Genomic DNA, 13,571 nt, shown 5'->3' with positions numbered 1-13,571 from the left:
ACTCTCAACGTTTCAGACCAAGAACAGACACATGAGCAGCGACGCATACGATCCCGGCAAGGACGGCGCGAAGATGGCTATGGCCGGCGCGATGTCCTATGGCGACTACCTTCACCTCGACGAGTTGCTCGACCAGCAGAACCCGCTGTCCGGCGCGCACGACGAGCTCCTGTTCATCATCCAGCATCACACGAGCGAGCTTTGGATGAAGCTCATCCTCCACGAGATGCAGGCGGCCCGCGACGCCCTGATCGCGCGCGACCTGCCGCCGATGTTCAAGATGCTCGCCCGGGTGTCGCGCATCTTCGAACAACTCAACAACCAGTGGGACATCCTGCGCACGATGACCCCGTCGGACTACACGACCTTTCGCGAGGTGCTGGGGCCGTCCTCGGGGTTCCAGTCGTACCAGTACCGCCTGATCGAATACGTGCTCGGCAACCGCAATCCGAACCTTCTGAAACCGCATGCGCACGTGGAGCACATCCACGCCCAGCTCGTCCGCGAACTGGAACGGCCCAGCCTGTACGACGAGGCCGTGCGCTTCCTGTTCGAGACGCTCGACGGCGACGACCGGAACCTGCCCGCGCCGCAGCTCGAGCGCCCGCACGAGGCGGTGGAGGCCATCCAGGACCGTTGGGCCGCCGTCTACCGCGACATCCACGCGCATTGGACGCTCTACGAACTGGCCGAGAAGCTTGTCGACCTGGAAGACTACTTCCGGCGCTGGCGCTTCAACCACGTCACCACGGTGGAACGGGTGATCGGCTTCAAGCGCGGCACCGGCGGTACGTCCGGCGTGACCTACCTGCGCAAGATGCTCGACGTCGAACTCTTCCCGGAACTCTGGCACCTGAGAGGTGAGCTATGACCGTCCTGCGCAAGCATCTGTTCGACCTGCCCGAAGGGGTCCTCTACCTCGACGGGAACTCGCTCGGCCCCCTGCCCCGCAATGCCGTGGCAAGGGCGCGCGAGGTGATGACCCGCGAATGGGGCCAGGACCTGATCCGCGCCTGGAACTCCGCCGACTGGATCTCGCTGCCCACCAGGGTCGGGGACCGGATCGGGCGGATCATCGGCGCGCCGGCGGGGAGCGTGGCCACCGGCGACACCCTGTCGATCAAGGTCTACCAGGCGCTTGCCGCCGCGTTGAAGATGAACCCGGAGCGCCGCGTGATCCTGTCGGACCAGGGGAACTTCCCGACCGACCTCTACATGGCGCAGGGTCTCATCGGAACCATCGACAAGGACTACGAGCTGCGCACGCCCGAGCCCGAATTGGTGGCGGACGCCATCACGGACGAGGTGGCGGTCGTGATGCTGACGCACGTGGACTACCGCACGGGCCGGATGCACGACATGGAGGCGATCACACGCGCCGCGCACGAGGCCGGGGCGGTCATGATCTGGGACCTCGCCCACAGCGCGGGCGCGGTCCCGGTGGACATGAGCGCGACCGGCGCCGAGTTCGCGGTCGGCTGCACCTACAAGTATCTCAACGGGGGCCCCGGCGCGCCCGCCTTCATCTATGCCCGCCCGGACATCGTCGAGTCGATCGAGCCCGCGCTTGCCGGCTGGATGGGGCACGAAGAGCCCTTCGCGATGGACCCGGCCTACCGCCCGGCCATGTCGACAGAGCGGCTTCGTGTCGGCACGCCGCCGATCCTGCAGCTCTCGGTGCTCGACGCCGCGCTCGACGCCTGGGACGACATCGACATGGTCGAGCTTCGTGCGGCCTCGATCCGGCTGTCCGACCTGTTCATCGCCGAAGTCGAGGCCCGGTGCCCGGCCCTGACGCTCGCCTCGCCCCGCGATGGGGCGCAGCGCGGCAGCCAGGTCTCGTTCCGGTTCGACCAGGGCTATGCCGCCATCCAGGCGCTGATCGACCGGGGCGTCATCGGCGACTTCCGCGCGCCCGACATCATGCGTTTCGGCTTCACGCCGCTCTACCTGGACGAGGACGACATCCGGGCCGCGGCCGAACACGTCGGCACGGTCATCAACGATGGCCTGTGGGGCGACCCCAAGTACCAGACGCGCTCACGCGTGACGTGAGCAGAGAGAGGCGCCCGGGCGGGGACATGCCCGGGCGCCACACCGCCGTCACCCGACGTGCTGAAGCACGTCGTAATCATAGAGCGACTTGCGGAACTCGTAATGCGCCGAGATTTCGGCGTCGCGCACACTCAGATCCTCGTAGTGGGAATCGTAGCGCATGCCGTTCTTGCGCGCGTTGAACTGCACGTCCGCCACCCGGTCGAGGCGCAGATCCTGGTACCGCTTGAGCGCGGTTTCAAGATCGTCGCACTCCTCCAGAAGCGTGGCCAGCGCGATGCCGTCCTCGATCGACTGGTTCGCCCCCTGCCCCAAGTGCGGCAGCATCGGGTGCGCCGCGTCGCCAAGGAGCGCAAGCCGGCCCGAATACCACTTGGACAGAGGTTCGCGGTCGTAAAGCCCCCAGCGGAACGTGTGATCGACCTTCGACAGAAGGCCCGTGATCCGGTCGTCCCACCCCGCGAACTCGGCGCGCAGCTGGTCAGGGTCGCCGGGGGCCGACCAGGATTCACGCATCTCGTCGTCGGCCGGAACGAAGCCCACGAAATTGATGATCTCGCCCGCGCGCAGCGGGAAGACGAGAAAATGCTTCTTCTCGCCCAGCCACATTTCCCACGCGTCCGTGGGCCAGTCCGGCAGGCGGTCGTGCGGGATCGTGCCGCGATAGGCGACCGAACCCGAGAAGACCGGGGTCGAGGGCGGGACCACGTAGGATTGAAGCGCCGAGTGGATACCATCGGCCGCGATGACGAGGTCGCCCTCGGCCATGTCGCCGTTCTTGAAGCTCACCCGCGCCTTTCGGTCGTCCTGCTCGAAGCTTTCGGCCACGTGCCCGGTGTGCACGACTCCCTCGGGCAGGTTGCGCGCCAGCATGTCGACCAGGTCGGCCCGGTGCATCCCGTAGGTCGCGTTCCAGCCGGAGGAATCCGTCGTTTGCACGCCCGCGATCGGCGTGCCGTCGTGGCGGTAGTAGTGTGACTTGTCGCCCACGAGGCTGCCGCGCCGGTCCACCTCGTCGCCCAGCCCGATCCGCTGCATCTGGCGCACGCTGTTGGGCGTCATGAAGACGCCCGCGCCGATTTCCCCGAGCGCGGGGGCCTGTTCATGGACCTCCACGTCGAAACCCTTCGCGAGCATCGCGTTGGCCGCGTAGAGCCCGCCGATGCCGCCTCCGACGATGACGATCTTGAAATCCTTGTTCATGTTCTTGGCTCCAACTCTTCGCTTTCGGCATTCGGGGTGGCGGACGGCCCTTCGGTGGGAAGGAATGCATCCGCGTGAAATCTGTCCGTCGGCAGACCGGCCGTCCCCACGAAGGCGTCGCGTGCCGCGTCGATCATGCCCGGCGCCCCGCAGGCGTAGACCTCGTGCCCCGACAGGTCGCCGTAATGGTCGAGCACCGCCTGGTGGACGAGGCCTCTTTTCCCGGTCCACGCGGCATCGTCGTCCGAGACGACGGGGGTGAAGGTGAACCAGGGCGCCGTCGCTGCGAGGTCTTCGAGCCAGGCGAGCTCGTAGAGTCCCGCGCCGCTGCGCGCGCCCCAGAACAGGTGCAGGGGCCGTGTCGTGTGGGTGTCGATCTGCGCCGCGATCACGGAGCGGATCGGCGCATAGCCGGTGCCCCCGGCCAGGAGGATCGCGGGCCGGTCGCTGTCGCGGTCCACGCCGAACGTGCCGAAGGGCAGCTCGACCTCGAGGTGATCGCCCGGGCCGGTATCGCGCAGCGCATGGTCCGAGAACCGACCGCCGGGGATCACCCGCACGTGCAGCTCACAGCCATCGTTCTTGCGCGGCGGATTGGCCATCGAGTAGTTGCGGGTCTGCCCGTCGCCGAAGGTGACCCGCAGGTATTGCCCCGCCTCGAACGGCACCCGCGTGCCGATGGGAAAGCGCAGGGACAGCTGCACCACGTCCGGGGCGATCTGCCGCTTGCGGCGTATGCGGGCGCTCACCGTCTTGCGACGGACCGGGTCGACCTTCTCGACCGAGGCAGGGGCGATGGTGAGGTCCGACTGGGGGCGCGCCTGGCAGAACATCACGTTGTCCGCCGGACCGCTCACGTCGCCCTTGCCCCGCAGGCCGGCATGTCCCTCGACGATGCGGCCCATGCAGGTGTTGCACACGCCCTTCCGGCAGGAATAGGGCAGCGCCAACCCCTGCCGCTCGGCCGCGTCCAGCACGGTTTCGCCCGCCTCCACGTCGAAGGTGAAATCGGTGTCCGCGATCTCGACGTTATACGCCATCCGCACCTCCCACGATCCGGGCCGCGCGCAGGACGGCGGCATGCGACGCCTTGCCCTGCCCGGCGATATCGAAGGCCGCGCCGTGGCCCGTCGATGAAAACAGCACGTCCGACCCCAGCGACAGCGCCGAGATCTCGCGCCCCGCCAGCAGCTTGACGGGAATGTGGCCCTGGTCGTGGTAGAGCGCGACAAAGGCGTCCACGTCCTTGCGCCCCAGGAGCAGGTCGGCCCCTTCCGGTCCGATCACGTCGATCCCGTCGGTACGCGCAGCCTCGACCGCAGGCGTGACGAGCCGGTCGTCCTCGTCGCCGAACAGGCCGCCCTCGCCGGCATGGGGATTGAAGCCCATGACACCGATCCGCGGGGCGTCCATGCCCAGCCGCTTCAGCCCCTGCTCGGTGATCCGGATCGTCTGCCCGACCAGATCGGGCGTGATGCGGTCGAGCGCCTTGCGGATCGGCTCGTGCAGGGTCACGTGCGCAACGCGCAGGCCCCCACCGACGAGCATCAGCACCACGCTGTCCGGCCCGCCGCCCCGAAGTTCGGCCAACAGGTTGGGATAGCCCGAGAACGGGCGACCCGAAGCGTTGATCGCGGTTTCGGAATGCGGGCAGCCGACGATCCCGACCGCACCGGTGGTGGCCACGGCGTCAAGTGCCGCCTCGAGGTAGCGCACCGTCGCGTGTCCGGAAGCCGGCGTCGGTTGGCCGGGCGCATGGTCGGCGGGGGCGAGCGCGCCCACGTCGATCAGGTCGAGCGCCGAAAGGTCGGCGCCGACCCACGCGGCGGCCTTTTCCGCCACGTGCGCGTCGCCCACGAGAACGGGGGCCACCCGCCCCTCGCCCGTCAATTGGGCGGCCGCCGCGATGGCGATCTCCGGCCCGATCCCGTTCGGATCCCCGAAGGTCACAAGAACTTTCGACTGGGTCATGGCGTTCAGAGCGGCAGGCCGAGGAGCGTGTCGATATGGCTGCTGTCGCAGACCACCACGCGACGGGCGAATTTCAGCGCCCCGTCCACCTCGCGCAGGCTGTCATGGTAGCAGCCGCTGGCGAACACGTCGGTCTGCCCGTCACGGGTGATGCGCACCACGAAGAACGAGGTCTCGACCCGCGTGTCGCCATGTTCGTCGCGGCCGTCGACATAGGGCTGGCCAAGGATGTGACGGTAGGCATGACGCTCGTAGATGTTGGCATCGCGCAGGGCGGTCACCCGGTCGCGGATCATGCCGATGCCATCCAGCCAGATGAGCCCGGCGGGAAGACCCGCGCGGTGGTTCTCGGCGCTGGTGACGCTGTAGAACCCGTCGTCCGTGAAGAAATCCGGCCAATCCTCGAGCCGGTCGGCATCGATGCAGCGGGCGTAGCGGTTCTGCAGCTGGCCGATCGCGACCAGCTGGTCGGATGTCACGTCGATGTCCTTCATGACTGCATCCTCTCGCGGTAGGCGTTCCAGAAGCCGCGGATCGACCCCTCGGTGATCCGGTTGCCGCTGTTGCCGAACTCGGTGCCACCCATCTCGAGCACGGCTTCCTTGTCATCGGCGCCCGCGATGCCACGCTGGACGAAACCGCCGATGCAGCCGTCCTCCATCGAAACGTAGCCGGCCGGACCGACGAGGTTGGCCAGCTTCAGGCGAATGCGCTGCTGCGCCTCGGTGTCGCCGGCGAAGCCGATGTAGGTCCACTTGAGCTCGGTCTTGTCCGGGCCCTTGGGCAGGATCTGCCGCACCGCGATGCAGTTCTGGATCTGCTGGAGCACGAAGTTCGGGAAGGCCGAGAGAATCTGGAGCGTGATGTCGTCGTCGAATTCCTTGAAGTTCTCGAGCAGCGACATGTCGGCAAGCTGGTAATCGCTCTGCGAGCGCAGCTGCTCTTCCTGGTAGGCCTTGGATTGTTCCGCCTCCCGGTCGATGGCCGAGTAGCTCACGTGGCTGCCGCCGTCCGGGCTGACCAGGATGCCGCCCTTCATCGACAGCTTGTTCAGCTCGAAGGTCGTGAAGAACAGGTGCAGGATCGAGGCGTGGTAGCTGTCCTTGGTGTTCTCCACGTAGAGCTTCCAGTTGTTGGGCAGGATCTGCGTGAACCGGCCCAGAACGACGCAGTCGCGCCCGTCGAGCACGCGCTTGACCCGACCCGTGATCTCGTCGCCCAGGTATTCCTCGATGTCGTCGATGTCCTCGTCGAAACTGCCGAAGACGAGCCCGTAGAGTTCGGCCACGCGCAGTTTGCGCGGCCCGTGGTTGTTCTTGCAGAACCCTTCGGCCATGCCTCCGGTGCCGTTCATCCCCTCTTCGAAGGCCACGCCCACCAGGTCGCCCTGAAGCGAATGCCGCCAGGCGTGGTAGACGCAGGTGAAGTCGCGCGCATTGCCCCGGTCGTCGAGGGCGAGGAGCGAGCCGCGATGCGCGCAGCGGTTCTCGAAGGAATAGATCTGCCCGTCGAAATCGCGCACCACGATGACCGGCGTGGTGCCGACATGGGTCGCGACGTAATCGCCGGGATTGGGGATCTCGACCTCGAGACAGAGATAGTTCCAGGAGCTTCCCCGGAAGAGCTTTTCCTGTTCGGCCCGAAAGACGTCCTCGTCCGAAAAGACCCAGTAGGGCACGCGATTGACGCCACCCTCCCAGTCGTCAAGTGGCCCCGCGCGCTCTGCCACGTCCCGCATTCGCTCCTCCCGTGTTCGCATAACGAACATTGATCGCTATACGGTCATGGTAGGAGCGACGTTCCACACCTGTCAACCCGACCGCCCCGGCCGGCCGTTGATGTTCCCGTGAGCGACGGCGGATCAAAGCATGCGCGACAGCGCTTCGGCGCGGGCTTTCAGCACGGGCAGGAACTCGCGCCTGGCCTGCTCGACGCCGACGCGCGCGATCGAGGCCGAAATGCTCAGCGCCGCGACCGCCTCGCCCTGCCTGTTGCGGACCGGCACGGCCATCGCCAGCATCCCGAGCTCGAGCTCTTCATTGATCAGCGCATAGCCCTGCGCGCGAACCTCGGCGATCAGGTCGTGAAGACGCCCCACGTCTGTCACGGTCTTGGTCGACAGCGGCGCCAGGTCGGCGGATTTCAGGTAGGCGTCGACCTCGTCATCGCTCAGATCCGCCAGAAGAACGCGCCCGGTCGCCGAGGCGAACGCGGGCAGCTTGGCCCCGAGACGCACGTAGGAGCTGACGGGGCGCGTGACCTCGGCGCGGGCGACGAACACGGCCTGCCCCTCTTCGAGCACGGCAAGCGAAATCGCCTCGTTCAACTCGTCGCGGGCGTCGTCCAGGTGGGATTGGGCAAGCTGGGGCAAAGAGCTCGACTCGAAGAACGCGTCGCCCAGCCTGAGCATGCGGGGCGTCGGGAGGTAGGCCGACCCGACCTGCCTGACATAGCCCAGGTCGGCCAGCGTCAGCATGCAGCGGCGCGCGGAGGCCCGGGAAATGCCCGCCGCCTGCGCCGCCTTCGCGACCGTCATTTCCCGGCGCGCGGTCGAAAAGGCCTCGATGATGGCAAGGCCCTTGGCAAGACCGCCCATGCCCTCGGGGGCACGGGCCGGCTTCTCGGGGGTGTCGTCCATGATTGCCCTTCTCCTTTCGGTCCTGGGGGCGCCGTTCCGTCCAAGCTAACGCAAAACGTTCGTTATTCGAACAAAAATCGATATCCGAATTATTTTCGTGACACGCGGATGGCGGGCATGGCACCTATGCTTATGCGAATGGGCCCAGTGAAAAATGCAAGCACAGGCTCGCATTCAAAGGGAGGAGACCACAATGACAACCGGAAAATCGTATTCACGCCGCGCTTTTCTAGGCACCGCTGCCGCCGGCGCGGGCCTGCTGGCCGCACCTGCAACCCTGCGCGCGCAAGGTGTCAATCTTCGCCTTCACCACTTCAATTCGCCGCTTTCCATCGCGCACACCGAGTTCCTCGTGCCCTGGGCCGAGCGGCTGGCGGAGGCGACCGACGGCGAGCTGCAGATCGAGGTTTTCCCCGCGATGCAGCTGGGCGGCAAGCCCGGCGACCTCTACGGACAGGCCAAGGACGGCATCGTCGACATGATCTGGACGATCCCGGGATACACGGCCAACCGCTTCACGCTGACCGAGGTGTTCGAACTGCCCTTCGTCGCCAAGAGCGCCACGAAGACGGCGCCGGCAGTGCATGAATTCGCCAAGCGAAACATGGGTGAGGAATACGGGGACACCCACCCGATCCTGTTCCACACCCACGCGCCGGGGCAGCTCCACACGAAAGGCACGGCGATCCGGACGCTGGACGACATGGCTGGGCTTCAGCTGCGCGGGCCTTCGCGCCCGATCACCGAGGCGATCGGCACGATGGGCGCCACGCCGGTCGGCATGCCGGTGCCGGCGGTGACCGAGGCGATCTCGCGCGGGGTCGTGGACGGGGCCGCCCTGCCCTGGACCATCACGCGCCCGATCCGCCTGCACGAGGTCACCGACTACCACACCGTGCTCGATTTCTACGCCGTCGTCTTCGGCATGGTGATGAACAAGTCGCGCTGGGAGAGCCTGCCGGCCGACATGCAGCAGGCGATCAACGACGCGTCGAGCGAAGAGTTCGTGCGCGAGCTCGGCGAACTGTGGGACGGCGACGAAGCCCAGGGCCGCCAGATGGCGATCGACGCGGGCAACGAGATCATCGAGGTCTCGGACAGCGAACGCGAACGCTTCCGCGAGGCCTGCCAGCCGGTGATCGACAACTGGATCGAAACCGTCAACGAACGTGGTATGGATGGTCAGGCGCTTTACGAGGAAGCGCTGTCCCTGATCGAAGCCCAATCCGCCTGACACACATCCATGCAATTCAATTCGACTGATTCAGGGGCCGGCGCGATGCCGGCCCCGTTGTCCGGGGCCTACCGTTTCATCCTGCGCCTCGCGCGGGTCTGCGCTGTCCTGGGGGGCATCGTGCTTCTGGCGATGGCCTGCATGACGACCGTCAGCGTCATCTCGCGCGCGGTCGCCAACACGCCGATCTTCGGCATCTTCGAGCTGGTGGAGCTCTTCACCGGGATCGCGGTGCTGTCCTTCTTTCCCTACACGCACATCACGCGCGGCAACGTCGTGGCCGAGTTCTTCACCAACGGGGCCCCCGCACCGGTGCGCCACGGGCTCGAGTTCCTGGCGGACCTGACGTTCCTTGCCATCGCCTGCTTCGCGCTGTGGCGGGTCTACGCGGGCTTCCTGGAGTCGCTCGACAGCCTGAGCCGCTCCTTCGTCCTCAACATGCCCGAATGGGTCTTCTACGGACCGGCCGCCGTCTGGATGCTGCTTCTCGTGATCGCATCCGCCGCCGCCGCGGTCCTGTCGGCCTGGAGGCTTTTCGGATGAGCGATCTTGCCTTCGGCCTGTTCATGTTCGGGGCCATGTTCGGCCTCATCGTCCTGCGTTTTCCGATCGCCGTCGCGATGGCCGTCGTGGGCGGCATCGGCTACGTCGAATACAATTCCTTCTTCGCGCTGTCGCAGTTCGTGAAATCGTCGATCGTCGGCAAGACGTCGAACTACACGCTCAGCGTCATTCCCCTTTTCATCCTGATGGGCCATTTCGCGACCAAGGCCGGGCTCAGCGCGTCGCTGTTCGAATTCGCGCGCTACTGGGTCGGCCACATCCGCGGCGGCATCGCGATGGCGACGATCGTCGCCTGCGGCGCCTTCGGGGCGATCTGCGGCTCGTCGCTCGCCACCGGCGCCACCATGTCGCGCATCGCGCTGCCGGAGATGCGCGCGTCGCGCTATGCCCCGACGCTGTCTGGCGGCGCGCTCGCGGCCGGCGGGACGCTGGGCATCCTCATTCCGCCCTCGATCATCCTGGTGATCTACGCGGTCATCGCCGAGCAGAGCATCGGCAAGCTCTTCATGGCGGCCTTCGTGCCCGGCACGATGGCGGTCCTGTTCTACATCATCGTCATCGCGCTCTATTCGCGGATGTTTCCCGAGCACGCGCCGGCGGGAATGCGGGCCGGCTGGGGCGAACGCTTGAAGAGCCTGTGGTCGATCTGGATCGTGATCCTGCTGTTCGTGATCGTCGTCGGCGGCATCTACGGCGGGTTCTTCACGCCGACCGAGGGCGCCTCCGTCGGCGTGGTCGCAACGCTCATCATCATGGCCGCCAAGGGTCAGGCGAACGTCCAGAACCTGATGGACTCCTTCCTGGAAACGGCCAAGACGACCGGGCTCATCATGCTGATCCTGGTCGCGGCCGAAGTCTACAACAGCTTCCTCGCGATGAACGGCCTGCCCCAGACGCTCGCCCGCACGCTGGGCGAGTACCAGCTGTCGCCGATCCTGCTGCTGTTCGGGATGCTGGCGATCTACCTCGCGCTCGGCTGCGTGATGGACAGCATCTCGATGATCCTGCTGACGGTCCCGGTGTTCCTGCCGCTCGTCCTGTCGCTGGACCTCGGCATGACCCCCGAGGCCGCGGCCATCTGGTTCGGCATCCTCGCCCTGATCGTCGTGGAGATGGGGCTGATCACGCCGCCCATCGGGCTGAACGTGTTCATCATCGCCGCGTCGGACCCGGAGACCCGGGTGCAGGACGCGTTCCTGGGCGTCATCCCGTTCCTTCTGAGCGACATCATCCGGGTGGCCTTGATCATCTTCTTCCCGGTGCTCGTTCTCTGGCTGCCGGGCCTCATGTAGCCGCCAGCGATCCATCCGGCGACGGTGCCGCCCTCGGGCCACCTATTGCTGGATGGAACGCAGGTAGCTTATGAGAGAGAGGATGCGCCCGCGCGCGACCATGTCGGCGGTCTCGCCACGCTGGCTGGTCGCCGAGGCCTGGAAGCGTTCACCCCAGATCGGCATGGGGCTGCCATGCGGTCTGAGGTTGTCGCGACCGTCGATGGTCATAAGGACCGCCTCGAAGGGAAACGCACCGCCGTTCGCCTGGGACAGGCCGACCAGGCTCGGCGTCTCGATGTTGAGCAGGTCCGCGAACGGGCCGTCGCCCAGCCCGCTTTCCCCGTGGCAGCCCGCGCAGGCGACCATGTATTCCCGTTCGCCCACCACGTCGGCGACCGCCGGCCCGGTGAGCCCGCTCAAGGCGGCTCCGATAAAGCTCAATGTAAGTGCGGCCACCCGGCGTCTGGCTTTCATTGCGGCGTCCTCCCCTTGCAAGTGCCGTTCGTTCAATGATCCAGTTGATCTTGAGCGATACGGGAGGAGCCCTCATTGACGGGGCGCAACGGGTGTCAGCGTATCAGGCTTCGGGGTCCGCCAGTCCGACCATCGAACGCGCACCTTCCACCTTGCGTCCGCTCGCCCAGCTGGCCAGCGCCATGTCCTCGATCCGGCGGAGAACGGCCTCCGGCACCTCGACATGGAGCTCCGCCGTCAGCGGGTCGTCGTGGAAGAGGTAGAGACGGGAGACGAACTGGTCCAGGGGCAGCGACCCCTCGCCGTGGCGTTCGCCGTGGCCGCTGGTCGAGACGATCACGTCGCCGCCCCAGTCCTGGCCGCTGTCGTTGTTCGGGTTGAAGAAATAGACCCGGTGAACGCCGTGCTGGTCCACATCCACCCGCAGGATGGCGATCGCATGCCAGCCCACGAAGCGCGCCGAGGAATCCGTGACCGCGATCCCGGCGGGCTGGGGGTGAATGACCGGCCGCCCGCCGTTGTACTCGGGGTGGTAGCCCTGGTGGAACCGCGTGATGAAGGCGTCGTAGTCGCTCAACATCCCGCTTGCGACGTCCACCGCCACCACGCAGTCGCGCGCCACCCACCAGCCGTGGAACTCCGGGTTCACCCACCGGTGCGGATCGCCTTCGCGCCCGATGCAGCGCCGGCCCATCTCGGCGTAGATCCGGTCCAGGTGCGGCACCAACGCGACCGACACCGGGTCCGCGTCGATCGGCGCGCCGAGGGCGAGCCCGGCGGGTAGGTCGGCGGAATGGATCGGCTGGCCTTCGAAATGCATCATGATGCTATCGACCTCGGCCACCTGCCGGATCAGGTGCAGGACGTAGTCGGGGTCATTGAACGACCACATCGCGATCGCGCGAGCGGACTGGCAGGTCGGGTTCGCCCCCTGCCCCAGCCCGAGAGGTTGGCCCAGCACGTTGAGCGTGCCGGCCAGCAGCAGGCGCTCCGGCTCCACCATGTCGCCGAAGGCCAGGCGCAGACGTTCGGCCACCTCCGCGGTCGGCCGGGTGCGCAGCTGGCGTTGCAGTGCGGGCGCGATGGGCGGCGAATGAAGGATGCCGCGCTCGAGCAGGAGCGCGAGACCATAGACCGCCTGCGGCGTGTGGGCCGTGACGCCCACCTCGATCAGCTCGCCCACGAGCCCGCGCCACCTGCGCAGGGAGTCGATCCCCGTCGGGCCAAGACCCAGCGTGTCGGGCATGAAATCCGACTCCGTCCGCTTCGCGATCCAGCGCAGGAACTCGGCGTGGTAGGCCGAGACGAGCCCGGTGTCGTGCATGGCGCGCGAAAACCCCAGCGCCTCGCGCTGCAGTCCGCTGTCGTCGAGATGCGCGATGCGGTCGAGGAACACGTCGAGGCCCGGGTCGTCCATGCAGGACGCCGTGGGACCGAAGAGCGCGCTCACCAACCGGTCGGCGCCCAGCCGCTCCTGCCCCGTCTCGATCTCGCGCGCGCTCATGGCGAGCGAGATCTGCATGATCATTTCCTTGACCGGACCGACCTGAACCGGCCGCTGTTCGAGGATGCGCCAGATCTCTTCGACGAGCGTGCCCAGCACGTCGCCGAACCCGATCCGCTCGACGATGAAGGAAAAGATGCGGGGACGCAGGCCGGTCGGGTCCTGCTCCCGGTCCGCTTCGCTCACGGTCGCGAAGAAATAGCGCAGGTTGTGGGCCAGCACCTGCGCCAGGAAATGCCGGGCGGCATCCGCGTGCAGGTTGCGGTGCGTCGCCTGACCCGTGGCCACGGCGAGAAGCCGCAGGAGACTGGCCGCCTCCAGCGCCACCAGCGCGCGATCCGCGCTTGCGAGCGTCTGGCCCGTCAACTGCGGCAGAAGCGTTTCGGGCATGTCCCAGTCGGAGCCCGCGAACAGCCCGGCCTTGTCCAGCCGCGTGGCCTGATCGAACAGGTATTCAAGCCCGTCGGGCTGGGCGGCGAGCCGCCCGATCACGTCCAGCGCGGCCGATTGATGGCGCGCCTTCGCGAAGGGGCGCGCTTCCGCCAGCCGCGCGGCGACAACCTGCAGAGTGTCCGCAAGTCTCGCCGCGTGTTGTTCACCGTTGGTCATGGATCAGCCTCCAGACCGATCGAGTTCGCGACACTGCTTACACGC

Annotated in this window: 13 protein-coding genes; 5 read left to right on the top strand and 8 right to left on the bottom strand. The window is 66.9% G+C overall.

Annotated elements, in window-relative coordinates; genetic code table 11:
• The first annotated feature begins 31 nt into the window (after positions 1 to 31).
• Positions 32 to 871: a tryptophan 2,3-dioxygenase gene (locus GQE99_RS00230; RefSeq protein ID WP_161349579.1), complete on the top strand. Its 840-nt coding sequence runs from the start codon at positions 32 to 34 to the stop codon at positions 869 to 871.
• Entirely contained in the window at positions 868 to 2,055 is a 1,188-nt protein-coding gene (gene kynU / locus GQE99_RS00225) for a kynureninase (RefSeq protein ID WP_161349578.1), read from the top strand. The genes GQE99_RS00230 and kynU overlap by 4 nt, the downstream gene beginning before the upstream one ends.
• 48 nt (positions 2,056 to 2,103) lie before the next feature.
• On the opposite strand, the gene GQE99_RS00220 is transcribed toward kynU, so the two are convergent.
• The 6 genes from GQE99_RS00220 to GQE99_RS00195 all read right to left on the bottom strand — a co-directional run bounded on the left by GQE99_RS00220 (position 2,104) and on the right by GQE99_RS00195 (position 7,867).
• Positions 2,104 to 3,258 (bottom strand): FAD-dependent monooxygenase, encoded by a 1,155-nt coding sequence (locus GQE99_RS00220; RefSeq protein ID WP_161349577.1) that lies wholly within the window; start codon positions 3,256 to 3,258, stop codon positions 2,104 to 2,106.
• Complete coding sequence (locus GQE99_RS00215; RefSeq protein WP_161349576.1) at positions 3,255 to 4,298, bottom strand: 2Fe-2S iron-sulfur cluster-binding protein; 1,044 nt, start codon at positions 4,296 to 4,298, stop codon at positions 3,255 to 3,257. Before GQE99_RS00215 ends, GQE99_RS00220 begins: the two co-directional genes overlap by 4 nt.
• Positions 4,288 to 5,229: a PdxA family dehydrogenase gene (locus GQE99_RS00210; RefSeq protein WP_161349575.1), complete on the bottom strand. Its 942-nt coding sequence runs from the start codon at positions 5,227 to 5,229 to the stop codon at positions 4,288 to 4,290. Before GQE99_RS00210 ends, GQE99_RS00215 begins: the two co-directional genes overlap by 11 nt.
• A 5-nt stretch (positions 5,230 to 5,234) precedes the next feature.
• Positions 5,235 to 5,723, bottom strand: a complete 489-nt coding sequence (locus GQE99_RS00205; protein ID WP_161349574.1) for an aromatic-ring-hydroxylating dioxygenase subunit beta — start codon at positions 5,721 to 5,723, stop codon at positions 5,235 to 5,237.
• A complete protein-coding gene (locus tag GQE99_RS00200; RefSeq protein ID WP_161349573.1) occupies positions 5,720 to 6,967 on the bottom strand; it encodes an aromatic ring-hydroxylating dioxygenase subunit alpha in 1,248 nt (415 codons plus the stop codon). The genes GQE99_RS00205 and GQE99_RS00200 overlap by 4 nt, the downstream gene beginning before the upstream one ends.
• Before the next feature lie 123 nt (positions 6,968 to 7,090).
• Positions 7,091 to 7,867: an IclR family transcriptional regulator domain-containing protein gene (locus GQE99_RS00195; RefSeq protein WP_202530519.1), complete on the bottom strand. Its 777-nt coding sequence runs from the start codon at positions 7,865 to 7,867 to the stop codon at positions 7,091 to 7,093.
• A 193-nt stretch (positions 7,868 to 8,060) separates the two neighbouring features.
• Here GQE99_RS00195 and GQE99_RS00190 point away from each other — a divergent pair, with 193 nt between their 5' ends.
• From GQE99_RS00190 to GQE99_RS00180, 3 genes are read left to right on the top strand one after another with little or no spacing between them, the layout of a single operon-like run.
• Positions 8,061 to 9,101, top strand: coding sequence for a TRAP transporter substrate-binding protein (locus GQE99_RS00190; RefSeq protein ID WP_161349572.1), 1,041 nt, complete (start codon positions 8,061 to 8,063; stop codon positions 9,099 to 9,101).
• 45 nt (positions 9,102 to 9,146) lie between these two features.
• Positions 9,147 to 9,644 carry a TRAP transporter small permease gene (locus GQE99_RS00185; RefSeq protein WP_161349571.1) on the top strand — a complete coding sequence of 166 codons (498 nt, stop codon included), beginning with the start codon at positions 9,147 to 9,149 and terminating at the stop codon, positions 9,642 to 9,644.
• Positions 9,641 to 10,957: a TRAP transporter large permease gene (locus GQE99_RS00180; RefSeq protein ID WP_161349570.1), complete on the top strand. Its 1,317-nt coding sequence runs from the start codon at positions 9,641 to 9,643 to the stop codon at positions 10,955 to 10,957. Before GQE99_RS00185 ends, GQE99_RS00180 begins: the two co-directional genes overlap by 4 nt.
• 42 nt (positions 10,958 to 10,999) lie before the next feature.
• Here GQE99_RS00180 and GQE99_RS00175 read toward each other — a convergent pair whose 3' ends face one another.
• Both GQE99_RS00175 and GQE99_RS00170 read right to left on the bottom strand, forming a co-directional pair.
• On the bottom strand, positions 11,000 to 11,413 hold the full coding sequence (locus GQE99_RS00175; protein ID WP_235917046.1) for a c-type cytochrome: 414 nt from the start codon (positions 11,411 to 11,413) through the stop codon (positions 11,000 to 11,002).
• Between the two features lie 103 nt (positions 11,414 to 11,516).
• Positions 11,517 to 13,526 (bottom strand): hypothetical protein, encoded by a 2,010-nt coding sequence (locus GQE99_RS00170; protein ID WP_161349569.1) that lies wholly within the window; start codon positions 13,524 to 13,526, stop codon positions 11,517 to 11,519.
• Between the last annotated feature and the right edge of the window lie 45 nt (positions 13,527 to 13,571).

Source organism: Maritimibacter harenae, from assembly GCF_009882975.1.
In the GTDB taxonomy this organism is placed as follows: Bacteria; Pseudomonadota; Alphaproteobacteria; order Rhodobacterales; family Rhodobacteraceae; genus Maritimibacter; species Maritimibacter harenae.
Note: the sequence above shows the minus strand (reverse complement) of the source record. Positions and strands in the feature narration are given on the sequence as shown.

What these genes read in the sequence shown, in the direction of transcription:
- GQE99_RS00230 (WP_161349579.1), top strand. Translation starts at nt 32, where the DNA reads ATGAGCAGCGACGCATACGATCCCGGCAAGGACGGCGCGAAGATGGCT.
- kynU (WP_161349578.1), top strand. Translation starts at nt 868, where the DNA reads ATGACCGTCCTGCGCAAGCATCTGTTCGACCTGCCCGAAGGGGTCCTC.
- GQE99_RS00220 (WP_161349577.1), bottom strand. Translation starts at nt 3,258, where the DNA reads ATGAACAAGGATTTCAAGATCGTCATCGTCGGAGGCGGCATCGGCGGG.
- GQE99_RS00215 (WP_161349576.1), bottom strand. Translation starts at nt 4,298, where the DNA reads ATGGCGTATAACGTCGAGATCGCGGACACCGATTTCACCTTCGACGTG.
- GQE99_RS00210 (WP_161349575.1), bottom strand. Translation starts at nt 5,229, where the DNA reads ATGACCCAGTCGAAAGTTCTTGTGACCTTCGGGGATCCGAACGGGATC.
- GQE99_RS00205 (WP_161349574.1), bottom strand. Translation starts at nt 5,723, where the DNA reads ATGAAGGACATCGACGTGACATCCGACCAGCTGGTCGCGATCGGCCAG.
- GQE99_RS00200 (WP_161349573.1), bottom strand. Translation starts at nt 6,967, where the DNA reads ATGCGGGACGTGGCAGAGCGCGCGGGGCCACTTGACGACTGGGAGGGT.
- GQE99_RS00195 (WP_202530519.1), bottom strand. Translation starts at nt 7,867, where the DNA reads ATGGACGACACCCCCGAGAAGCCGGCCCGTGCCCCCGAGGGCATGGGC.
- GQE99_RS00190 (WP_161349572.1), top strand. Translation starts at nt 8,061, where the DNA reads ATGACAACCGGAAAATCGTATTCACGCCGCGCTTTTCTAGGCACCGCT.
- GQE99_RS00185 (WP_161349571.1), top strand. Translation starts at nt 9,147, where the DNA reads ATGCCGGCCCCGTTGTCCGGGGCCTACCGTTTCATCCTGCGCCTCGCG.
- GQE99_RS00180 (WP_161349570.1), top strand. Translation starts at nt 9,641, where the DNA reads ATGAGCGATCTTGCCTTCGGCCTGTTCATGTTCGGGGCCATGTTCGGC.
- GQE99_RS00175 (WP_235917046.1), bottom strand. Translation starts at nt 11,413, where the DNA reads ATGAAAGCCAGACGCCGGGTGGCCGCACTTACATTGAGCTTTATCGGA.
- GQE99_RS00170 (WP_161349569.1), bottom strand. Translation starts at nt 13,526, where the DNA reads ATGACCAACGGTGAACAACACGCGGCGAGACTTGCGGACACTCTGCAG.